Here is a 21,835-nt window from a genome sequence, read left to right as displayed (position 1 = left end):
AAGATTGTCGGAGTTCTCTCCAAAAGACACAGGATTTACGGCGATGAAAACACGTAAAATCGGTTTGGCTAACTACCTTGCCTATGGATCGGGCGATTTTCTGGGCGCGGGGACCACAGCACTCACCGCGGCATGGTTACTCTATTTTTATACAACGTTTTGTGGTCTGACGCCTATCGAAGCGACGTTAATCTTCGCGACGGCGAGGGTACTGGATGCGGTGATTAGTCCGCTGATGGGCTTTCTGACGGATAACTTTGGCACCACCTGGCTGGGCAAACGCTTTGGCCGACGCAAGTTCTTTATTCTGTTAGGTATTCCCTGTGTGTTTAGCTACTCGATCATGTGGGTTGGCGACATGGGATTCTGGTACTACCTGCTGACCTATCTGCTGTTTGATATCGTCTACACCATGATTCTGGTGCCATACGAAACGCTGGTACCGGAAATGACCGACGATTTTAAGCAGAAAACGAAATTTTCCGGAGCGCGCATTTCCATGGCGCAGATGTCGGCCATTCTGGCATCGTTCCTGCCGGGCGTTCTGCTGAGCCACTTTGGCAAGGACAACGCCATCTCCTTCTTTTACGCCAGCCTGGTGTTCTCGGTACTGTGTGCGCTAATGCTGACCTTCGTCTGGTGCTTTACCTGGGAACGGCCGCGTGAAGCGTGGTCGGAGGCGGCGCTGCGTGCCGAAGAAGAGAAGCGTAACCTCTCGCTGGCTCAGAGCCTTAACCGCCTGTTTATTGAGCTGAGTTCGACGCTGCGGATTAAGATTTTCCGTCAGCATTTAGGCATGTACCTCGGCGGCTATATCGCCCAGGACGTCTTCAACGCCGTCTTCACCTACTACGTGGTCTTTGTGCTGATGCAGGAAGCCTCGATGGCCTCCAACCTGCTGGGTACGATGGCCATCTTCCAGTTTATTGCGGTGATCGCCATGATTCCGCTGTGCATTCGCTTTGGCCCGGCGCCGTCTTATCGCATGGTGGTGGTGTTGTTCGGCTTGAGCTCTCTGTCATATGCGATGCTCTACTATGCCGGCCTGAGCGACATCTACTCGCTACTGCTGCTGGTCTCCGCCATTGCCGGCCTGGGGCGCGGTGGGATTAACTACGTGCCGTGGAACACCTACACCTACATCGCTGATGTCGATGAGGTTATTACCGGGCAGCGCCGCGAGGGCATTTTCGCCGGCATCATGACGCTGACGCGTAAAGCCTCGCAGGCGGGGGCGGTGATGTTGGTGGGGATCATTATGCAGCTGTCCGGCTTTGTCTCCGGGCAGAAGACCCAGCCCTATGAAGTCAGCCACACCATTTTATTGATCCTCAGCGTGGGTACGCTGCTGGTGCTGGCCTGCGGCTTCCTCGTCTCCCTGCGCTTTAAGCTCAACCTCGCGACGCATAGCGTGCTGCGGGCCGAAACGCAGAAAATGCGCCAGTCAGGTCGTCCCCAGCCGGAGCTGGCGCGCGCCGAAGACCGTGCGATAGTCGAGATGCTGGCCGGGATGCCGTACGCCTCTCTGTGGGGAAATAACAATATTGGTTATCTGAATCGTAATAAACCTGCTGCGCCATCGCTCAAGCAGGGCGCTGAATTGAATTCGACATATAACAGAGGTTAAAGATATGAAGGTTTGGCCTGTCAAACATAGCCCGCTACTGCGTCAGCCGGAGCATTTTATCGCCCGTCATGAGCTGCAGGCGCTGATCCAAAAAGTGACCCATAGCCTGGTCAATATCCGGGATGAAGAGGGGACGTTTCTGCTGCGGCTGGACGACGGGCGGGTGATTGATACCAAAGGGTGGGCCGGTTGGGAATGGACCCATGGCGTGGGTCTGTACGGCATTCATCAGTATTACCAGCAGACCGGGGATGTCGCAATGCGCGATATTATCGACGACTGGTTTGCCGAGCGCTTTGCCGAAGGCGCCACGACCAAAAACGTCAATACCATGGCGCCCTTTTTAACGTTGGCCTACCGCTACGAAGAGACGGGCAGGCAGGAGTACTTACCCTGGCTCGACAGCTGGGCGGAGTGGGCGATGTATGAGATGCCGCGCACCGATCACGGCGGGATGCAGCACATCACCCTGGCGGAGGAAAATCATCAGCAGATGTGGGACGATACCTTGATGATGACCGTGCTGCCGTTGGCGAAAATCGGTAAATTGCTCGATCGGCCGCAGTATGTGGAAGAAGCCACCTATCAGTTCTTACTCCACGTACAGAACCTGATGGATCGTGAGACCGGGCTGTGGTTCCACGGCTGGAGCTATGACGGCCAGCATAACTTCGCCCGCGCGCGCTGGGCACGCGGTAATAGCTGGTTGACGATGGTGATTCCGGACTTCCTCGAACTGGTCGATCTCCCGGAACACAGCGCCGTCAGGCGCTATCTGATCCAGGTTCTGACCGCCCAAATTGCCGCGCTGGCGAAATGTCAGGACGACAGCGGCCTGTGGCATACGCTGCTGGACGATCCGCACTCTTATCCTGAAGCCTCGGCGACGGCCGGGTTCGCCTACGGCATCCTGAAAGCGGTGCGTAAGCGCTACGTCAGTCGGGAATATGCCGGCATCGCGGAGAAGGCCATTCGCGGGATTGTGAGCCATATCTCTGCGCAGGGCGAGCTGCGGCAAACGTCGTTTGGTACCGGGATGGGGTCGACTCTCGATTTCTATCGTGATATTCCGTTGACCTCAATGCCGTACGGCCAGGCGATGGCGATTCTGTGCCTCACGGAGTATCTGCGGAAATATTTCTGATAATAAAAAACCTGGCAAGCCGCGCCGCGGCAGTTTTCAGCGCCTTGCCGGGGGCCACGGGGGCGGGCGAAACGCCCCCGTGCCGTTCGTCCGCCGCGGAGGAGGAGAAAAAAAACGGATTCACCGTGCACAGAACATTCCAGCGGAATATTCCACAGAACGAGCCACACACCTCCTGTGCCCAAACCCGTGTAAAAAAGAAATCTCCTGCTTAACGGCGACGTCAGCTACGGGGTCGCCGGCCAGAGAGGTTGATAACCCGGCTGAACAGCATAAAAAAATCCGTAATCACGGTGAGATTACGGATTCTTATATCGCCACAGGAGCGGGCAATGCATCCTTAAACGCTCGGCATCAGGCAAACAGCGCCGGGTTTTTTATGTCTGCATCGCGATTACATACGTTCAACGGTCTCAATGCCCAGCGTATCCAGACCCAGCTTCAGCGTTTTCGCGGTCAGCTGCGCCAGTTTCAGGCGGCTGTTGCGCGCGCTTTCGCTGTCGGCGGTGATGATCGGGCAGTGCTCGTAGAAGCTGGAGAACAGACCGGCCAGATCGTAGAGGTAAGCGCACATTACATGCGGCGTGCCTTCACGGGCAACCACGGTCAGGGTCTCTTCAAACTGCAGCAGGCGCGCGGCCAGCTGCGCTTCACGCGCTTCGCTAATGATAACCGGCGCCGCGGCCAGCGCGTTTTCGTCGACGTCCGCTTTACGGAACACGGACAGCACGCGGGTATAGGCATACTGCATATACGGCGCGGTGTTGCCTTCAAACGCCAGCATGTTGTCCCAGTCGAAGACATAGTCGGTGGTGCGGTTTTTCGACAGGTCGGCATATTTCACCGCGCCGATACCCACCGCATTGGCCAGCTTCTCCAGCTCATCGGCAGGCATATCCGGGTTCTTCTCGGCTACCAGACGGCGCGCGCGCTCCAGCGCTTCGTCCAGCAGGTCGGCGAGCTTCACGGTACCGCCCGCACGGGTTTTAAACGGCTTGCCGTCTTTACCCAGCATCATGCCGAACATGTGGTGTTCCAGCGGTACCGACTCCGGCACGTAGCCGGCTTTACGCACGATCGTCCACGCCTGCATCAGGTGCTGGTGCTGACGGGAATCGATGTAGTAGAGCACCCGGTCAGCGTGCAGGGTTTCATAACGATATTTCGCACAGGCGATATCGGTGGTGGTGTAGAGGTAGCCGCCATCCTTTTTCTGGATGATGACGCCCATCGGTTCGCCTTCCTTATTTTTGTATTCATCAAGGAACACCACGGTCGCGCCTTCGCTCTCGACGGCCAGACCTTTGGCTTTCAGGTCGGCGACGATGCCCGGCAGCATCGGGTTGTACAGGCTTTCACCCATCACATCATCGCGGGTCAGGGTGACGTTCAGACGATCGTAGGTGATCTGGTTTTGGGTCATGGTGATGTCGACCAGCTTGCGCCACATCTCGAGGAAGTAAGCATCGCCGCCCTGTAGTTTCACCACGTAGTTACGGGCGCGCTCGGCAAAGACTTCATCTTCGTCATAATGCTTTTTGGCATCGCGGTAGAAGCCTTCGAGGTCAGACAGCGCCATCTCGCCGGCGTTTTCCTGCTGCTGTTTTTCCAGCCAGGCGATCAGCATGCCGAACTGGGTACCCCAGTCGCCGACGTGGTTGGCGCGGATGACGTTATGCCCGAGGAACTCGAGGGTACGCACCGCGGCATCACCGATAATCGTGGAACGCAGGTGGCCGACGTGCATCTCTTTCGCCACGTTCGGGGCCGAGTAATCGATAACCACCGTCTGTGGCTCCGGTTGGGCGACGCCCAGACGCTCTGAGGTCAGCGCGCTGTTGACGCTGTCCGCTAAAAAGGCCGGATCGAGGAAAATATTGATAAAGCCAGGCCCGGCGATTTCGACCTTGTTGGCGATCCCGTTCAGGTCGAGATGAGACAGCACCTGCTCTGCGAGTTGTCGTGGCGCCATACCCAGTTTTTTCGCCACTGCCATCACGCCGTTGGCCTGATAGTCGCCGAACTGGATTTTTGCTGACTGGCGGACCTGAGGTTCGCAATCGGCAGGGGCGCCTGCCGCGATCAGGGCCTGGCTGACTTTTTCTGAGAGAAGAGCCTGAATATTCACCGGAATACCTTACTTTTAAGGCGCGATAACCCCTACGGGGCGGCGCCGGAATGTGGACAAATTAGGCCGGGAGTATACTGCATTTGCGCTCATGCGTCAGCACCGCGCGCGCGTTGGCGGGCGGCACGCTTAATCAATAGCCACTCAGCGGACGCCGGAGAGGATTCCCGGTTGGTCGCCGCCGGGAAACGCGATAAATTAACGCTCTTTGGCGTGGATTGAGGTTACGAATGGCGAACTGGCAGCAAATTGATGAACTTGACGATATTTCCGCGGACCTGCCGCGCTTTAGCGCCGCGTTGAACGGCCTGGCCAACCGGCTGGGGCTGGATATCGCGCCGCTTGCGGCGGACCATATTTCATTGCGTTGCCACCAGAATACCACGGCGGAGCGCTGGCGCCGCGGCTTCGAACGGTGCGGTACGCTGCTGTCGGAAAATACGATCAACGGGCGTCCTATCTGTCTGTTTAAACTTGATGAACCGATCTGCGTTGCCCACTGGCGCTTTCAGGTGGTTGAGCTGCCGTGGCCGGGGGAGAAGCGTTACCCGCACGAGGGGTGGGAGCATGTTGAAATCGTCTTGCCGGGCGAGCCGGATTCGCTGAACGCGCGGGCGCTGGCGTTACTTTCCGATGATGGCCTGAGCCAGCCGGGCATTTTTGTCAAAACCAGCTCGCCGAAAGGGGAACGCGAACGCCTGCCGAATCCGACGCTGGCGGTGACGGACGGCAGCGTCACCGTCAAGTTTCATCCGTGGTCGATTGAGCAAATTGTCGCCAGTGAACAAGCGGATGCGTAACAGTGTGAAGCGGCGCGGTTTCTGTAGCCATAAATCATGACATGCTGTGTCGCCAGCGCAGTGAAGGGAGAAGGAAATGACGTTACTGGAAGTTTGCTGTTATAGCATGGAGTGCGCGCAAGAGGCGCAGCGCCGCGGCGCCGACCGAATTGAGCTGTGTGCCGCGCCGCGGGAAGGTGGCTTAACCCCATCGCTGGGCGTATTGAAAACGGTCCGGGAAACGGTGACCATCCCGGTTCATCCGATTATTCGGCCGCGTGGCGGCGATTTTTGCTATACCGGAGGCGAGTTTGCGGCGATGCTTGACGATGTCGCCATGGTCAGAGAGCTGGGTTTTCCCGGCGTGGCGATCGGCATCCTCGATGCCGACGGTCAGGTGGATATCCCCCGCATGGGTAACGTTATGGCGGCGGCGGGTCCCCTGGCGGTGACGTTCCACCGGGCGTTTGATATGTGTGCGGATCCCCGTCGGGCTTATCACGCGCTGGCCGATTTAGGCGTTGCGCGGATCCTGACATCGGGCCAACAGGCGTCGGCAGAAAAAGGTCTTTCATTAATTACGGAACTTATTGCCCTGGGCGATACTCCAATCATTATGGCTGGCGCAGGGGTAAGAGCGGCTAACCTGGCGCAGTTTCTCCAGGCAGGCGTAAAAGAGGTGCATAGCTCGGCCGGGCAATGGGTCCCTTCGCCGATGCGGTTTCGCCATTCTGGCCTGTCGATGTCGGCCGATGCCGACGCAGATGAATATTCGCGTTATGCCGTTAACGGCGTAGCGGTCGCAGAAATGAGGCAAATCATTTCTGCGCAGAGAGGTTAAACCATTTTTTGCCGCACATCATGTCGCCCAATATGATGATTGCCCGTACCAGGCCCCTGCCATTTCAACAGGGGTCTTTTTTTCGCCTTTATTTCCGTTGCGCCGCTTTTTTCGCCAGCGACTGCTGGGTTTCCGGTCTGGTCGCAATAATGACCGCGCGCTGCGGAGCCGGGTAGCCTTCAAGGGTTTTGCTGCTGTCGGCAGGGTCGAGGAAGTCCGCCAGCGATTCGGTGGTCATCCACCCGGTGCGGCGCTGCTCTTCGGTCGTGGTGACGCCGACATCCACGATGCGGACATCGACAAAACCGCACTTCTCCAGCCACATTTTCAACGCCGCGGCCGAAGGGATAAAGTAAACGTTACGCATTTGCGCGTAGCGGTCGCCCGGCACCAGAACGGTGTTTTCATCCCCTTCAATCACCAGCGTTTCCAGAACCAGCTCGCCGCCTTCAACTAACTGATCTTTTAACTGCCATAAATGGTCGAGCGGAGAACGGCGATGGTACAGTACGCCCATCGAAAATACGGTATCAAAGGCATTCAGCGCCGGCAGTTGCTCAATGCCTAACGGCAGCAGATGCGCGCGCTGATCGTTGCCCAGCAGCTTACGCACTGCTTCAAACTGGCATAAAAACAGCTGTGTCGGGTCAATCCCCACCGCCAGCTGCGCGCCAGCGCCGATCATCCGCCACATGTGGTAACCGCTCCCGCAGCCGACGTCGAGGATCGTCCGTCCGCTCAGGTCGGAAAGGTGCGGCAAGACGCGATCCCATTTCCAGTCCGAACGCCATTCGGTATCGATATCCACGCCGTAAAGCGAGTAGGGGCCTTTGCGCCATGGCATCAGGTTTTTGAGCAGGTTCTCAACGCGCAGGCGATGACCTTCGCTCAACGGCGTTTCGGCTTCGGCGGTTACGCTGTGCAGCAGATCCAGCCGATGCGGCGCCAGCTCGGGCAGAAACTCAACCGCCCGCTCCCATTCACGGAACTTGCCGTGCAGGGCCTCTCGTTGCCAGGCGGCCACCTGGGCAGGCAGCGTTTCCAGCCAGTGGGATAGCGGGCTTTTGGCAATTCGCTGATAGAAATTGCTGAAATCGATCATCCTTTTTCCCCGGATTTCACCGCCACCAGCGAACCAAAGTTAAAGCACTGGAACCACAGTTCGGCATGTGCAAAACCGGCCTGGCGCAGGCGCGCCTTATGGGTCTCAACCGTGTCGGTCAGCATGACGTTTTCCAGCATGCTGCGCTTCTGGCTGATTTCCAGTTCGCTGTAGCCGTTGGCGCGCTTAAAGTCGTGATGCATGTTGAACAGCAGTTCGCCAACCTCGGCATCTTCGAAGCTGAATTTCTCCGACAGGACCAGCGCGCCGCCGGGATTCAGCCCCTGGTATACTTTATCGAGGATCGCCTGGCGTTCAGCGGGGGCAAGAAACTGGATGGTGAAATTCAGCACCACCAGCGAGGCATTCTCAATGGTGATATCGCGAATGTCGCCTTCCACAACCTCGACCGGCGTGGGCGCTTTGTAGGCATCAATATGACGACGACAGCGTTCGACCATGGCCGGGGAGTTATCCACCGCCACAATTTTGCAGCCGGGATGAGCAATATTACGCCGGATGGAGAGCGTTGCCGCTCCGAGCGAACAGCCGAGATCGTAGACCTGAGTCTCTGGCTGGACGAATCGTTCGGCCAGCATGCCGATCATAGAAATAATATTGGAATAGCCGGGAACAGAGCGCTGGATCATATCCGGGAAGACTTCAGCAACCCGTTCATCAAAGGTCCAGTCGCCGAGACTGGCAATCGGCGCGGAAAAAAGCGTATCGCGGTGAGACATAACGTTAAACCCGAAAAAACGAAAACGGCGTATTGTGCGCTAATGTAAGGAGAAAACCAACTCCCAGGGCATATACCACAGATTAGCCAGCACCATCAGCAACAGGGAACACCAGGTGGCGCTCATCCCCGAGCGGCGCCAGCTATACAGCCGGTGGTGAAAACCATAAGAATGCATCAGCCGTCCGGCAATCAGTAAAATGCCGCAGACGTGCACCATCCAGTTCTGGGCGCCGTTCATTTCCATAAACAGCAGCAGAATAATGCCAATGGGCACATATTCAACGGCGTTGCCATGCACGCGAATCGCCACCTGCAGCTCGCTAAAACCGCCGTCGCCATACCCAACGTGATACTGCGTGCGCAGGCGAACGACATCGAACGAAAACTTAATTAACAATAACGCACCTAAAACCGCGTACAGCGCGCTGACCATACAAAAAACTCCCTTTTATTCTGTCAGATGGCTCCGACTATCATAGCAGGATATCAGAAAAGAGAGCTTTGCTGCGGAATTGACGGCGCAGCTCCGACCTCTGGCAATACCGCACGTATCTCCGCCCACAGGGTGTTCACCAGCTCCGGGGCCTGGGCGATATCCGGCGTGTGGAGAAACAGATAAGGGGTGGTGGTCTGGCACCATCTGGCGAGCGTCTGCAGCCAGATGCCAAACAGCTGCTGATTCTGCACCATGTCATCGCTGCCGATAAAGCGCACCAGCGGATTGCTGGCGGTGACTACCGCGTGCACCGGCAGTTTGGGCTTTTTGCGCTGGGCGTCGAGCATCGCCGGCGTGCGCGCGATGGCGCTATGGACGGGGCGACTATCGAGGATGGCGCGGTTGACGTTACGCTGATGCAGGCCGCGGTTGAGCGCCTGCTCGGCTTCTCCTTTGGCGAAAAATTCCGGATGCCGCACCTCGACGCCATAGGTAAAACCGGCCGGTAAGGTATCGAGGAACTGCCACAGGGCGGGAAGGTCAGCGGGGCCAAAGCTGGCCGGCAGCTGTAACCAGTACTGGCCAATCCGGCTTTCCAGCGGCGCCATGCGGGTAAAAAATTCGCGGCTTAAATCATCACAATGACGCAGCGCCGCCTGGTGGGAAATGGTCGCCGGAAATTTAAAGCAGAAGCGGAAGTCGTCGTGGGTTTGTTCATACCAGCGGCTGACGATTTCGTCCCTGGGTAACGCATAAAGGGTGGTGTTGCCCTCCACGCAGTTAAAGTGGCGAGCATACTCTTCAAGGCTGGTGATACCCAGGCGCACCCATTTGGGGTGCGACCATTGCGGAAGCCCGATATAAATCATAAGGCGGCGAGAACGTCCTCGGTGCTGCGCACGCGGGCGATGCGCGGGAAAATATGCGTCATACTGCCCTGGTGCTGTTCGGCAGAGGCCGCGCTGCAGGCATCTTCGGCGATCACCAGATTAAAGCCGAGCTCCCAGGCGTTACGCGCGGTGGATTCGACGCCGATATTGGTGGAAATCCCGCAGAGGATAATGGTGTCGATGCCGCGGCGGCGCAGCTGCAGCTCGAGGTCGGTACCATAGAAGGCGCCCCACTGGCGTTTGGTGACCTCAATATCGCCGTCCTGTTTGCCTAACGTCTGCGGATAGGTCCACCAGTTGTCCGGCAGGGCGTGCGCGCCGGCCTGGGCGTCAACCGGTTGCTTCAGCGCTTCGGCGAAATCAGCGGACCAGCCGACGCGGACCATGACGACAGGTGAACCCTGCTGGCGACATTTTTCCGCCAGACGGGCGGCGCGCGTCACGACGTCACCGGCGCGGTGTGGGCCGCCGGCGAAGGGCAAAATGCCTTCCTGCAGGTCAATGACCACCAGCGCTGTTTTTTTCGCATTGAGTTCTAACATGGTATCCCCGTATCTTGTTCAGTGGTTTGGCCGTTACAATACCGTTGCCAATCGTGCTCATAGGTATCAATTTTTGTTAATTTTTGTGAGCACAGGCAATAAGCGTACAGCAAAGCAACGGACAAACTGCATCGGGCTTATCGTGCGGCGGAAATTCTATTATAATGACCGCCTTTTTTCATTCAGTTGTGACATTCAGCTAAAGCTGCGACTCCGTCGCCTGCGAAGCAGGCAACAAACCGCCTGCGGCTAAGTTAAGGGATATCTCATGCGTACAGAATATTGCGGACAGCTACGTCTGTCCCACGTGGGGCAGCAGGTGACTCTGTGTGGTTGGGTCAACCGTCGTCGTGATCTTGGTAGCCTTATCTTCATCGATATGCGTGACCGCGAAGGCATCGTGCAGGTGTTTTTCGATCCGGATCGTGCCCAGGCGTTAAAGCTGGCTTCCGAACTGCGCAATGAGTTCTGCATTCAGGTCACCGGTACCGTACGCGCGCGCGACGAGAAAAACGTCAACAGCGACATGGCCACCGGCGACATCGAAGTACTGGCGTCCGATCTGACCATCATCAACCGTGCAGAGGCGCTGCCGCTGGACTCCAATCACGTCAACACCGAAGAAGCACGACTGAAATACCGTTATCTGGACCTGCGTCGGCCGGAAATGGCCCAGCGCCTGAAAACTCGCGCCAAAATCACCAGCTTCGTGCGTCGCTTTATGGACGAGCACGGTTTCCTTGATATCGAAACCCCGATGCTGACCAAAGCGACCCCGGAAGGCGCCCGTGACTATCTGGTGCCAAGCCGCGTCCATAAAGGTAAATTCTACGCGCTGCCGCAGTCTCCTCAGCTGTTCAAACAGCTGCTGATGATGTCCGGCTTCGACCGTTACTATCAGATCGTCAAATGCTTCCGTGACGAAGACCTGCGCGCTGACCGTCAGCCGGAATTCACCCAGATCGATGTGGAGACCTCCTTTATGACCGCACCGCAGGTGCGCGAAGTGATGGAAGAGCTGGTCCACAAACTGTGGCTGGATGTGAAGGGCGTCGACCTCGGCAAGTTCCCGGTCATGACCTTTGCGGAAGCCGAACGCCGCTACGGTTCTGATAAACCGGATCTGCGTAACCCGATGGAGCTGGTCGATATTGCCGATCTGGTGAACGCGGTAGAATTCGCGGTCTTCTCCGGCCCGGCGAACGATGCGAAAGGCCGCGTGGCCGCGCTGCGCGTTCCCGGCGGCGCTGCGTTGACCCGTAAGCAGATCGATGAGTACGGCAAGTTCGTACAGATCTACGGCGCGAAAGGCCTGGCCTATATGAAAGTCAACGAGCGCGCGCAGGGCCTCGAAGGCATCACCAGCCCGGTGGCGAAATTCCTCAACGCGGAAATCGTCGAAGCGATCCTTGAGCGCACCGGCGCGCAGGACGGCGACATGATTTTCTTCGGTGCCGACAACAAGAAAGTGGTTGCCGATGCGCTGGGCGCGCTGCGTCTGAAACTGGGTAAAGACCTGGGCCTGACTGACGAAGCCAAATGGGCGCCGCTGTGGGTTATCGACTTTCCGATGTTTGAAGACGATGGCGAAGGCGGCCTGACCGCGATGCACCACCCGTTTACCGCGCCGCGCGATATGACAGCCGACGAGCTGCAAGCCGCGCCGGAAACGGCGATTGCTAACGCCTACGATATGGTTATCAATGGCTATGAAGTGGGCGGCGGTTCCGTGCGTATCCACAATGGCGATATGCAGCAGACGGTATTCGGCATCCTGGGCATCAACGAACAAGAACAGCGTGAAAAATTCGGCTTCCTGCTGGATGCGCTGAAATACGGTACGCCGCCGCACGCCGGTCTGGCCTTCGGTCTTGACCGTCTGACCATGCTGCTGACCGGTACCGATAACATCCGTGATGTTATCGCCTTCCCGAAAACCACCGCGGCGGCCTGTCTGATGACCGAAGCGCCGAGCTTTGCCAATCCGGCATCGCTGGGCGAATTAGGTATTCAGGTTGTGGCGAAGGAGACAAAAGAGTCTCCGGAGAATAAGTAAGATGTCATTCAAGCTTCCCGTTTCCGTTCTGGTAGTGATCTATGCCGAAGATACGAAGCGGGTGCTGATGTTGCAGCGACGCGATGATCCTGCTTTCTGGCAGTCGGTAACCGGCAGCCTGGAAGCGGGGGAAACCGCAGCGCAAGCCGCCGCGCGTGAAGTAAAGGAAGAGGTCGCCATTGATGTTGCTCGCGAGCAGCTGGCCTTAATCGACTGTCAGCGCACGGTGGAGTTCGAGATATTTTCTCATTTACGTCATCGCTATGCGCCGGGCGTAGAGCGCAATACGGAATTTTGGTTCTGTCTTGCGCTTCCTCAAGAACGCCAGATTGTCTTTACCGAGCATCTGGATTACCGCTGGGTGAATGCGGCGGAAGCCGCCGCGTTAACCAAGTCGTGGAGCAACCGGCAGGCGATTGAAGAATTTGTAATTAACGCCGACTAGTATTCCCCGGCCTTTGCACACAGAAGGCTGCGGGAAGAAGGCATTTTTGGAGAGTTTTTTATGGCAGGTCATAGTAAATGGGCCAACACCAAACACCGCAAAGCGGCACAGGATGCCAAGCGCGGTAAAATCTTTACTAAAATCATTCGTGAGCTGGTTACCGCTGCGCGTCTGGGCGGCGGCGATGTCGCCTCCAACCCGCGTCTGCGTGCGGCAGTCGATAAAGCGCTGTCCAACAACATGACCCGCGACACCCTGAACCGCGCTATCGCCCGTGGCGTCGGCGGCGACGAAGACGCGAACATGGAAACCATCATTTATGAAGGTTACGGCCCTGGCGGCACCGCGGTGATGGTTGAGTGCCTGAGTGACAACCGCAACCGTACCGTTGCCGAAGTGCGTCACGCCTTCAGCAAAACCGGCGGCAACCTCGGTACCGATGGTTCTGTGGCCTATCTGTTCAGCAAGAAAGGGGTGATCTCTTTTGAAGCTGGCGATGAAGACGTGATTATGGAAGCGGCGCTGGAAGCCGGTGCCGAAGACGTGGTGGCCTATGACGACGGCGCGATTGACGTTTATACCGCGTGGGAAGATATGGGCGCGGTACGCGATGCGCTGGAAGCGGCCGGTCTGAAGGCCGATGCGGCGGAAGTCTCCATGATCCCCTCGACCAAAGCGGATATGGATGCGGAAACCGCACCGAAACTGCTGCGTTTGATCGATATGCTGGAAGACTGCGACGACGTACAGGAAGTGTATCATAACGGTGAGATCTCTGATGAGGTCGCAGCAACGCTGTGATCCCCGTTATTTTTCAGCCCGCAGGTGCCGTAGCTCGTCCCGGTTGCGTTGTTGCTTCACGCGGCCGGGGATTCTCTGAGTGGCGGCCTGCCGGTGAGCTGAAATCTTCAGGGCAGCGCTTATCGTTAACCGGAGGGGCGTGATGGCGATTATTCTCGGTATTGACCCGGGGTCACGCATTACCGGTTACGGCGTTATTCGTCAGGTCGGACGGCAGTTGAGCTACCTTGGCAGCGGTTGTATTCGCACTAAGGTTGACGATCTGCCGTCGCGCCTTAAGCTGATTTACGCCGGGGTGACGGAAATCATTACCCAGTTCCAGCCCGATTATTTCGCCATCGAACAGGTATTTATGGCGAAAAACGCCGACTCAGCGCTGAAGCTGGGGCAGGCGCGCGGGGTGGCGATTGTGGCGGCGACCAATCAGGATCTGCCGGTCTTTGAGTATGCCGCCAGGCAGGTGAAGCAAACCGTGGTCGGTATCGGCAGCGCGGAGAAAAGCCAGGTGCAGCACATGGTGCGCACGTTGCTTAAACTCCCGGCCAATCCGCAGGCGGATGCGGCGGATGCGCTGGCTATCGCCATCACCCACTGCCACATCAGTCAGAACGCGGCGCAGATCGGCGAGACGCGGCTCAACCTGGCGCGCGGACGCTTACGATAACCTCAAATCAGGCTGGATATTCATCCAGCCTTTTTTTATGATACCGCAGATACTTTCGCCCTTAACGCAGGAGCTCCATGTGATAGGCAGACTCAGAGGCATCGTTCTCGAAAAACAACCTCCGCTCGTATTACTGGAAACGGGAGGCGTGGGCTATGAAGTACATATGCCGATGACCTGTTTTTATGAACTGCCGGATGTGGGCCATGAAGCCGTCGTTTTCACCCATTTTGTCGTTCGCGAAGATGCGCAGTTGCTGTATGGCTTTAATAACAAGCAGGAGCGCACCCTGTTCAAAGAGCTGATTAAAACCAACGGCGTCGGGCCAAAGCTGGCGCTGGCGATCCTCTCCGGGATGTCGGCGCAGCAGTTTGTCAATGCCGTTGAGCGCGAGGAGCTTGCCGCACTGGTGAAACTGCCGGGTATCGGCAAAAAAACCGCTGAGCGGCTGATCGTTGAAATGAAAGACCGTTTCAAAGGTCTGCACGGAGACCTGTTTACTCCGGCGGCCGATCTGGTGCTGACCTCGCCGGCCGGCCCGTCCGATGACGATGCCGAACAGGAAGCGGTTGCCGCGCTGGTGGCGCTGGGCTATAAACCTCAGGAGGCCAGCCGAATGGTGAGTAAAATCGCCCGTCCGGACGCCAACAGTGAAATGCTAATTCGTGAAGCGCTTCGCGCCGCGTTGTGAGGTAAGGGATGATTGAAGCAGACAGGCTGGTTTCAGCAGACAGCACCGGGTTTGAAGAGTCGGCCGATCGCGCAATCCGCCCCAAATTACTGGCAGAGTATGTCGGTCAACCGCAGGTGCGTTCGCAAATGGAGATTTTTATCCAGGCGGCAAAGCTGCGCGGGGATGCGCTCGATCACCTGCTGATCTTTGGTCCTCCGGGGCTTGGGAAAACCACGCTGGCGAATATTGTCGCCAATGAAATGGGCGTTAACCTGCGCACGACCTCCGGCCCGGTGCTGGAGAAGGCGGGCGATCTGGCCGCCATGTTGACCAACCTCGAACCCCACGACGTGCTGTTTATCGACGAAATACACCGACTTTCCCCGGTGGTGGAAGAGGTGCTGTATCCGGCGATGGAAGATTATCAGTTGGATATCATGATCGGCGAAGGGCCGGCGGCGCGCTCGATAAAAATCGACCTGCCGCCGTTTACTCTGATTGGCGCCACCACGCGCGCGGGGTCGTTAACCTCGCCGCTGCGTGACCGTTTTGGCATCGTACAGCGGCTGGAGTTTTACCAGGTCCCAGACCTGCAGCATATCGTCAGCCGCAGCGCCCGCTTTATGGGGCTGGAAATGAGCGAAGAAGGGGCGCTGGAAGTGGCGCGCCGGGCGCGTGGCACGCCGCGTATCGCCAACCGCCTGCTGCGCCGGGTGCGTGACTTTGCCGAGGTACGCCATGATGGCACCATATCGCTGGACATCGCCGCTCAGGCGCTGGACATGCTCAACGTTGATGCGGAGGGGTTCGATTATATGGACCGCAAACTTCTGCTGGCGGTGATTGATAAGTTCTTCGGCGGACCGGTGGGCCTGGATAACCTGGCGGCGGCGATCGGCGAAGAGCGGGAAACCATTGAGGATGTGCTGGAGCCGTACCTGATTCAGCAAGGCTTTTTGCAGCGAACGCCGCGTGGCCGGATGGCGACGGTGCGCGCCTGGAATCACTTTGGTATCACGCCGCCGGCCATGCCGTAGCCGTCATTCCCGGATCACAGACCGTTCCCCCGCTCTGCATCGCGCGACCGGGGGAATGATAACTCAGGCGGCGGATTTCTTCATCATGCTGAAGATAAACAGCAGCGCAGCGCAGAGGACCACCGACGGCCCGGCCGGCGTATCGTAAAACGCCGAGAGGGTCAACCCCCCCGTTACCGCCACGATACCGACGCCGACCGCGACCGCGGCCATCTGCTCCGGCGTGCGCGCGAAGCGGCGAGCCGTTGCGGCGGGAATGATCAGTAGCGAAGTAATGATCAGCGCGCCGACGAACTTCATCGCCACGCCGATGGTCAGCGCGGTCACCAGCATCAGCAGTAATTTCACCCGCTGCAGCTTTACGCCATCGACAAAGGCGAGGTCAGGGCTGATGGTCATCGACAGCAGGTTCCGCCACTGCCAGAGTAAGATCGCCAGCACAATCACCACGCCGATGGCGATAGAGATCAGGTCCTGCGGGGTAACCGCCAGCAGATCGCCAAACAGGTAGGCCATCAGGTCGACGCGAATATTCGACATCAGGCTGACCACCACCAGACCGAGCGACAGCGCGCTGTGCGCCATGATCCCCAGCAGGGTATCCAGCGCCAGATGCGGGCGTTTTTCGAGCCACACCAGGCCGCCGGCCAGCAGCAGCGTCACCGCGATCACCGCATAAAACGGATTAACGTTCAGCAGCAGGCCGAAAGCGACGCCAAGCAAAGAGGCATGGGCCAGCGTATCGCCGAAATAAGACATCCGCCGCCAGACGACAAACGATCCCAGCGGGCCTGCCGCACAGGCAAGCATCATCCCGGCCAGCCAGCCGGGTAACAGTAATTCAATCATCAGCGCTCATTTCCCCGACGCAGTACAATCCGCCCCTGCAGGTCATGGCGGTGATTATGATGGTGACGATAAATACCCAGCTGTTCCGCACCGCGCTGGCCGAACATCGAGATGAACTGCGGATGCAGCGAGACCACTTCCGGCGTACCGGAACAGCAAATATGCTGATTCAGGCACAGAACCTCATCGGTTTTCGCCATCACCAGATGCAGGTCGTGCGACACCATCAGCACCGAGCAATCAAGCTCCTGGCGCAGCTGGTTGATCAGATCGTACAGCGCAACCTGACCGTTGACATCGACGCCCTGGGTCGGCTCATCAAGCACCAGCAGCTGCGGTTGGTTCAGCAGGGCGCGGGCTAGCAGTACGCGTTGGGTCTCGCCACCGGAGAGCTTCTGCATCGGCGCATCGATCAGATGCCCGGCCTGGACGCGCTTCAGCGCCGGCAGAATATCCCGTTTATGGGTGCCGGGACGTAAACGCATAAACCGGTTGACGGTAAGCGGCATCGTGGCATCGAGGTGGAGTTTTTGCGGGACGTAACCAATTCGCAGGTTGCTCTCGCGCTTGATAACACCGTCAGTCGGTGCTACCAGTCCGAGAACGACCCGCACAAGCGTCGATTTACCCGCGCCGTTGGGGCCGAGTAGAGTCAAAATTTTGCCGGGCTTTAGCGTCAGCGAAATGTCAGACAACACGCGTCTTTGGCCGAAGGCGACCGAGACGTTTTCCAGAGTTACAAGATTTGTCATGTCAAATTAGGGGTTGCACAAGCTAGTGAATGTTATAATATCACATCTTTCTCATTCATTACGATGACTAGACGCATTATGTTACATAAAAATACGCTTCTTTGCGCTGGACTTGGCGCCGTTTTTTTGTTCACTCAAACCTCTGCGGCTAACGCCGCCGTTGTTACCTCAATGAAACCGTTAGGCTTTATCGCTTCTGCTATCGCCGACGGCGTCACCGATACCCAGGTTCTCCTGCCGGACGGCGCCTCAGAGCATGATTATTCATTGCGGCCTTCTGATGTAAAACGCTTACAGAACGCAGACTTAGTGGTCTGGATTGGTCCAGAGATGGAGGCGTTTATGGATAAGTCAACGCAAAGCATTGCGCCGAATAAAAAGGTGACGATTGCCGAGCTTGCCGGCGTGAAACCGTTGCTGATGAAAGGGGCGGACGACGACGACGACGACGACGATCATCACCACGGCGCAGGTGAAAATAGTGACCACGATCACCATCACGGTATCTACAACATGCATCTGTGGTTATCCCCAGAGATAGCGCGGCTTTCGGCGGTTGCAATCCACGATAAATTATTGGAACTTATGCCGCAGAGTCGAGCCAAACTTGACGCAAACCTGAAAGAATTTGAGGCAAACTTAGCCTCAACCGATAAGCAGGTGAGTAACGAGCTCGCACCGCTGAACGGGAAAGGGTATTTCGTTTTTCATGATGCCTATGGCTACTTTGAAAAACACTACGGTCTGACATCGCTTGGTCATTTCACCGTTAACCCTGAAATACAGCCTGGTGCGCAGCGTTTACACGAAATCAGAACACAGTTGGTTGAGCAAAAAGCGACCTGCGTTTTTGCTGAGCCACAGTTCAGGCCAGCCGTCATAGAAGCTGTTGCCAGAGGCACCTCCGTGCGCATGGGAACCCTGGACCCACTTGGCATTGGAATTAAGCTGGGTAAAGAAAGTTACCCGCAGTTCCTCAACCAACTGGCGAAACAGTATTCGAGCTGCCTGAAAGGAGATTAACGAGGAAGTGAATACGTGCAACAGATAGCCCGCGCTGTCACTCAGGCATTTAACAATCTGCCACGACCTCATCGCGTTATGCTGGGGTCGCTGAGCGTTCTGACATTAGCGGTCGCCGTCTGGCGACCCTACATCTACCACCCGGAATCCGCCCCTATCGTCAGAACCATCGAGCTGGAAAAAAGCGAAATTCGTTCTCTGCTGCCGGAAGCCTCCGAGCCTATCGATCAGGCGCCGCAGGAAGAAGAAGCGATTCCCCAGGATGAACTGGATGAGAAAGGGGATAGCGATTCAGGCGGCCATGAATACGTGGTGTCTACCGGCGATACCCTGAGCAGCATCCTCAACCAGTACGGCATTGATATGGGCGATATCGCTCAGCTCTCTTCCGCCGATAAAGAATTGCGTAACCTGAAAATTGGTCAACAGCTGTCGTGGACGCTCACGGCGGATGGCGATCTGCAGAGCCTGACCTGGGAAATGTCTCGTCGCGAAACCCGTACCTACGACCGGGTGGCCAATGGCTTTAAGATGAGCAGCGAGCTGCAGAAAGGGGATTGGGTCAATAGCGTGCTGAACGGCACCGTTGGCGCCAGCTTCGTCGCCAGCGCGCGCGCCGCCGGCCTGACCAGTAACGAAGTCAGTGCGGTGATCAAGGCGATGCAGTGGCAGATGGACTTCCGCAAGCTGAAGAAAGGCGACGAGTTCTCAGTGCTGATGTCACGCGAAATGCTTGACGGTAAGCGTGAGCAGAGCCAGCTGTTGGGCGTGCGTTTACGTTCCGATGGCAAGGATTACTACGCGATTCGCGCCGAAGATGGCAAGTTCTACGACCGCAACGGTACCGGTCTGGCGAAGGGCTTCCTGCGCTTCCCGACGGCGCGTCAGTTCCGCGTCTCGTCGAACTTTAACCCACGACGTCTGAATCCGGTGACCGGGCGTATCGCGCCGCACCGTGGCGTGGATTTTGCCATGCCGCAGGGGACTCCGGTCCTTTCCGTCGGTGATGGCGAAGTGGTGGTTGCCAAGCGCAGCGGCGCGGCGGGGTATTATGTCGCCGTTCGTCACGGCCGCACCTATACCACCCGCTACATGCATCTGCGTAAGCTGCTGGTGAAACCGGGGCAGAAAGTGAAACGCGGCGACCGTATTGCGCTGTCTGGCAATACCGGCCGTTCTACCGGGCCGCACCTGCACTATGAAGTGTGGATTAACCAGCAGGCGGTCAACCCGCTGACGGCGAAACTGCCGCGTACCGAAGGGTTGAGCGGTTCCGATCGCACCGATTATCTGGCGCAGGTAAAAGAAGTCATCCCGCAGCTGCGGTTCGACTAACCCATCACCAATGCAAGCCGGTCCGCCTGACGCGCCGGCTTTTTCTTTTGTAGGTTCTGCCGCGTGTCGCTAAACTATGCCCAAACTGATTCGGGTTACGGCGAGCGTGGCTGCAATCTGCTGTTTACGGGGTCACCCCATTCTTTTTCTTATGCAGTACGGCTGTGGACTGGGCATGGAAACGAAAAAAAATAATAGTGAGTTTATTCCAAAATTTGAGAGATCCTTTTTACTCCCTCGCTACTGGGGTGCCTGGCTGGGGGTATTCGCCTTTGCCGGTATCGCCCTGACGCCTCCCGTTTTTCGCGACCCGATCCTCGGTAAGTTGGGGCGTCTGGTGGGGCGGCTGGCGAAAAGTTCTCGCCGCCGCGCGCAGATAAACCTGCTGTACTGCTTCCCGGAAAAAAGTGAGCAGGAACGCGAAGCCATTATTGATGAAATGTACATGTCTGCGCCGCAGGCGATGGTGATGATGGCTGAACTCGGCCTGCGCGACCCGCAGCGCATTCTTGCCCGCGTCGACTGGCAGGGGAAAGAAATCATCGATGAAATGCTGCGCAATAATGAAAAGGTGATCTTCCTGGTGCCTCATGCGTGGGGGGTGGATATTCCGGCCATGCTGATGGCCTCCGGCGGGCAGAAAATGGCGGCGATGTTCCATAACCAGGGTAATCCGGTCTTCGACTACGTCTGGAATACCGTCCGACGTCGGTTTGGCGGGCGGATGCACGCGCGTAACGATGGCATCAAACCGTTTATCCAGTCGGTGCGCCAGGGGTACTGGGGCTACTATCTGCCTGACCAGGATCACGGCGCTGAGCATAGCGAATTCGTTGATTTCTTCGCCACCTACAAAGCAACCTTACCGGCGATTGGTCGCCTGATGAAAGTCTGCCGCGCTCGCGTGGTGCCGCTGTTTCCGGTCTATGATGGTCAAACCCATCGTCTGACGGTGCTGGTCCGTCCGCCGATGGACGATCTGCTCGAGGCCGATGACCACACTATCGCGCGGCGGATGAACGAAGAGGTGGAGATTTTCGTGAAGCCGCATACCGAGCAGTATACCTGGATCCTCAAGCTGCTGAAGACGCGTAAACCGGGCGAAATCGAGCCTTATAAACGTAAAGAGCTGTTCCCGAAGAAGAAGTAAGCGTCGTCTATCCCTCTCCTGAGATGAATACGCCTCGCCAATGAGCCTGACGGGCTCATTGGCTATATTGTCTGAGCACAGCGCTGTGCTCGCTGACCAGCCGGTAGCGGTACTCCGGACGACCGGTCACGCCATAGTGGTTGGTGGTGTAAAGCAGGTTGATCTGCTCCAGCCAAATCAGATATTTACGGCACGATACTCTGGAAATATGCAGCGCCGCGGCCAGCTCGTTGGTAGAGAAATCGCGCTCCTGGTGAGTATCGATCCACCGGCACACCATGCGCAGCGTTTGTGATGTTAACCCTTTAGGTAAACGACGGCTGCCCGTTGAGCGCTGAATGCCGCTACGCAGCAGATCGTCGACATCCGACTGCGCATAGTTCGACTTTGCGTTCTGCAGAATATGGCGCGCGCGCCACGACAGCAGCGCCTCCTCAAAGCGTGGAAACTGAAACGGTTTCAGCAAATAATCGACCACGCCGTAGCGCATCGCCGTCTGGACGGTCAACGCATCTGCGGCGGAGGTAATCATGATCGCATCGATGCTGCGGGCGTTGGTGCGCAGGGTCGGCAACAGATCCAGGCCATTTTCTTGCTGCATATAAACATCCAGCAGTACCAGATCGATGGAGGGTAACTGGTTAAGCATCTGCTCCGCTTCAGCAATCGTCGAGGCGATACCGCAGCAGCGAAAATCGGCGACCCGGCCGATAAACAGCCGGTTAAGCTCCGCCACCATCGAATCATCATCCACAATGAGCACATTGAACATGCGCTGTTCCTCTGGCTATCGGGAAGCCGGGGAGAAAACGCCGCGGG

At 57.3% G+C, this 21,835-nt stretch carries 22 protein-coding genes; 13 read left to right on the top strand and 9 right to left on the bottom strand.

Annotated features, from left to right (window positions below; genetic code table 11):
- The first annotated feature begins 43 nt into the window (after positions 1 to 43).
- Both EDF73_RS00810 and EDF73_RS00805 read left to right on the top strand, forming a co-directional pair.
- Positions 44 to 1,627 carry an MFS transporter gene (locus EDF73_RS00810; protein WP_132724776.1) on the top strand — a complete coding sequence of 528 codons (1,584 nt, stop codon included), beginning with the start codon at positions 44 to 46 and terminating at the stop codon, positions 1,625 to 1,627.
- 4 nt (positions 1,628 to 1,631) lie between these two features.
- Positions 1,632 to 2,771: a glycoside hydrolase family 105 protein gene (locus tag EDF73_RS00805; RefSeq protein ID WP_132724774.1), complete on the top strand. Its 1,140-nt coding sequence runs from the start codon at positions 1,632 to 1,634 to the stop codon at positions 2,769 to 2,771.
- A 394-nt stretch (positions 2,772 to 3,165) separates the two neighbouring features.
- Here the strand turns inward: EDF73_RS00805 and argS are convergent, their stop codons facing one another.
- Positions 3,166 to 4,899 carry an arginine--tRNA ligase gene (gene argS, locus EDF73_RS00800; protein ID WP_132724772.1) on the bottom strand — a complete coding sequence of 578 codons (1,734 nt, stop codon included), beginning with the start codon at positions 4,897 to 4,899 and terminating at the stop codon, positions 3,166 to 3,168.
- Between the two features lie 230 nt (positions 4,900 to 5,129).
- Here argS and EDF73_RS00795 point away from each other — a divergent pair, with 230 nt between their 5' ends.
- Both EDF73_RS00795 and cutC read left to right on the top strand, forming a co-directional pair.
- Complete coding sequence (locus EDF73_RS00795; protein ID WP_132724770.1) at positions 5,130 to 5,699, top strand: VOC family protein; 570 nt, start codon at positions 5,130 to 5,132, stop codon at positions 5,697 to 5,699.
- A gap of 76 nt (positions 5,700 to 5,775) precedes the next feature.
- Positions 5,776 to 6,519, top strand: a complete 744-nt coding sequence (gene cutC, locus EDF73_RS00790) for a copper homeostasis protein CutC (RefSeq protein WP_132724768.1) — start codon at positions 5,776 to 5,778, stop codon at positions 6,517 to 6,519.
- An 88-nt stretch (positions 6,520 to 6,607) separates the two neighbouring features.
- Here the strand turns inward: cutC and cmoB are convergent, their stop codons facing one another.
- From cmoB to EDF73_RS00765, 5 genes are read right to left on the bottom strand one after another with little or no spacing between them, the layout of a single operon-like run.
- Positions 6,608 to 7,621 carry a tRNA 5-methoxyuridine(34)/uridine 5-oxyacetic acid(34) synthase CmoB gene (gene cmoB, locus EDF73_RS00785; protein ID WP_132724766.1) on the bottom strand — a complete coding sequence of 338 codons (1,014 nt, stop codon included), beginning with the start codon at positions 7,619 to 7,621 and terminating at the stop codon, positions 6,608 to 6,610.
- Positions 7,618 to 8,361 carry a carboxy-S-adenosyl-L-methionine synthase CmoA gene (cmoA, locus tag EDF73_RS00780; protein WP_132724764.1) on the bottom strand — a complete coding sequence of 248 codons (744 nt, stop codon included), beginning with the start codon at positions 8,359 to 8,361 and terminating at the stop codon, positions 7,618 to 7,620. Before cmoA ends, cmoB begins: the two co-directional genes overlap by 4 nt.
- Before the next feature lie 39 nt (positions 8,362 to 8,400).
- The gene (locus EDF73_RS00775; RefSeq protein WP_132724762.1) at positions 8,401 to 8,796 is read right to left on the bottom strand and encodes an MAPEG family protein; all 396 of its coding nucleotides are present in this window, start codon (positions 8,794 to 8,796) and stop codon (positions 8,401 to 8,403) included.
- Positions 8,797 to 8,849: 53 nt separating this feature from the next.
- Positions 8,850 to 9,668 (bottom strand): DUF72 domain-containing protein, encoded by an 819-nt coding sequence (locus EDF73_RS00770; protein WP_132724760.1) that lies wholly within the window; start codon positions 9,666 to 9,668, stop codon positions 8,850 to 8,852.
- Positions 9,665 to 10,231 carry a hydrolase gene (locus EDF73_RS00765; RefSeq protein WP_132724758.1) on the bottom strand — a complete coding sequence of 189 codons (567 nt, stop codon included), beginning with the start codon at positions 10,229 to 10,231 and terminating at the stop codon, positions 9,665 to 9,667. The genes EDF73_RS00770 and EDF73_RS00765 overlap by 4 nt, the downstream gene beginning before the upstream one ends.
- A gap of 268 nt (positions 10,232 to 10,499) precedes the next feature.
- Between EDF73_RS00765 and aspS the strand changes: the two genes are divergently transcribed.
- From aspS to ruvB, 6 genes are all read left to right on the top strand, one after another.
- Entirely contained in the window at positions 10,500 to 12,287 is a 1,788-nt protein-coding gene (aspS, locus tag EDF73_RS00760) for an aspartate--tRNA ligase (RefSeq protein WP_132724756.1), read from the top strand.
- A 1-nt stretch (position 12,288) separates the two neighbouring features.
- On the top strand, positions 12,289 to 12,732 hold the full coding sequence (nudB, locus tag EDF73_RS00755) for a dihydroneopterin triphosphate diphosphatase (protein ID WP_132724754.1): 444 nt from the start codon (positions 12,289 to 12,291) through the stop codon (positions 12,730 to 12,732).
- A 60-nt stretch (positions 12,733 to 12,792) separates the two neighbouring features.
- Entirely contained in the window at positions 12,793 to 13,533 is a 741-nt protein-coding gene (locus EDF73_RS00750; RefSeq protein ID WP_132724752.1) for a YebC/PmpR family DNA-binding transcriptional regulator, read from the top strand.
- 142 nt (positions 13,534 to 13,675) lie between these two features.
- Positions 13,676 to 14,197 carry a crossover junction endodeoxyribonuclease RuvC gene (ruvC, locus tag EDF73_RS00745; protein ID WP_132724750.1) on the top strand — a complete coding sequence of 174 codons (522 nt, stop codon included), beginning with the start codon at positions 13,676 to 13,678 and terminating at the stop codon, positions 14,195 to 14,197.
- A gap of 79 nt (positions 14,198 to 14,276) precedes the next feature.
- Positions 14,277 to 14,888, top strand: coding sequence for a Holliday junction branch migration protein RuvA (gene ruvA, locus EDF73_RS00740; protein WP_132724748.1), 612 nt, complete (start codon positions 14,277 to 14,279; stop codon positions 14,886 to 14,888).
- Positions 14,889 to 14,896: 8 nt separating this feature from the next.
- Positions 14,897 to 15,907 carry a Holliday junction branch migration DNA helicase RuvB gene (gene ruvB, locus EDF73_RS00735; protein WP_132724746.1) on the top strand — a complete coding sequence of 337 codons (1,011 nt, stop codon included), beginning with the start codon at positions 14,897 to 14,899 and terminating at the stop codon, positions 15,905 to 15,907.
- A gap of 63 nt (positions 15,908 to 15,970) precedes the next feature.
- Here ruvB and znuB read toward each other — a convergent pair whose 3' ends face one another.
- Both znuB and znuC read right to left on the bottom strand, forming a co-directional pair.
- Positions 15,971 to 16,756 (bottom strand): zinc ABC transporter permease subunit ZnuB, encoded by a 786-nt coding sequence (gene znuB / locus EDF73_RS00730; RefSeq protein ID WP_132724744.1) that lies wholly within the window; start codon positions 16,754 to 16,756, stop codon positions 15,971 to 15,973.
- Positions 16,756 to 17,508 carry a zinc ABC transporter ATP-binding protein ZnuC gene (gene znuC, locus EDF73_RS00725; protein ID WP_132724742.1) on the bottom strand — a complete coding sequence of 251 codons (753 nt, stop codon included), beginning with the start codon at positions 17,506 to 17,508 and terminating at the stop codon, positions 16,756 to 16,758. The genes znuB and znuC overlap by 1 nt, the downstream gene beginning before the upstream one ends.
- A gap of 78 nt (positions 17,509 to 17,586) precedes the next feature.
- Between znuC and znuA the strand changes: the two genes are divergently transcribed.
- The 3 genes from znuA to lpxM all read left to right on the top strand — a co-directional run bounded on the left by znuA (position 17,587) and on the right by lpxM (position 21,016).
- Complete coding sequence (znuA, locus tag EDF73_RS00720; RefSeq protein WP_132724740.1) at positions 17,587 to 18,531, top strand: zinc ABC transporter substrate-binding protein ZnuA; 945 nt, start codon at positions 17,587 to 17,589, stop codon at positions 18,529 to 18,531.
- A gap of 15 nt (positions 18,532 to 18,546) precedes the next feature.
- On the top strand, positions 18,547 to 19,866 hold the full coding sequence (mepM, locus tag EDF73_RS00715; protein WP_132724738.1) for a murein DD-endopeptidase MepM: 1,320 nt from the start codon (positions 18,547 to 18,549) through the stop codon (positions 19,864 to 19,866).
- Between the two features lie 175 nt (positions 19,867 to 20,041).
- Positions 20,042 to 21,016 carry a lauroyl-Kdo(2)-lipid IV(A) myristoyltransferase gene (lpxM, locus tag EDF73_RS00710; RefSeq protein ID WP_132724736.1) on the top strand — a complete coding sequence of 325 codons (975 nt, stop codon included), beginning with the start codon at positions 20,042 to 20,044 and terminating at the stop codon, positions 21,014 to 21,016.
- Positions 21,017 to 21,071: 55 nt separating this feature from the next.
- On the opposite strand, the gene dcuR is transcribed toward lpxM, so the two are convergent.
- Positions 21,072 to 21,788 (bottom strand): two-component system response regulator DcuR, encoded by a 717-nt coding sequence (gene dcuR / locus EDF73_RS00705; protein WP_132724734.1) that lies wholly within the window; start codon positions 21,786 to 21,788, stop codon positions 21,072 to 21,074.
- Positions 21,789 to 21,835 lie beyond the last annotated feature (47 nt).

The organism is Klebsiella sp. BIGb0138 (assembly GCF_004342285.1).
Lineage (GTDB): Bacteria > Pseudomonadota > Gammaproteobacteria > Enterobacterales > Enterobacteriaceae > Klebsiella.
The sequence above is the reverse complement of the archived record's forward strand: the minus strand, read 5'-3'. Positions and strand labels throughout refer to the sequence as shown.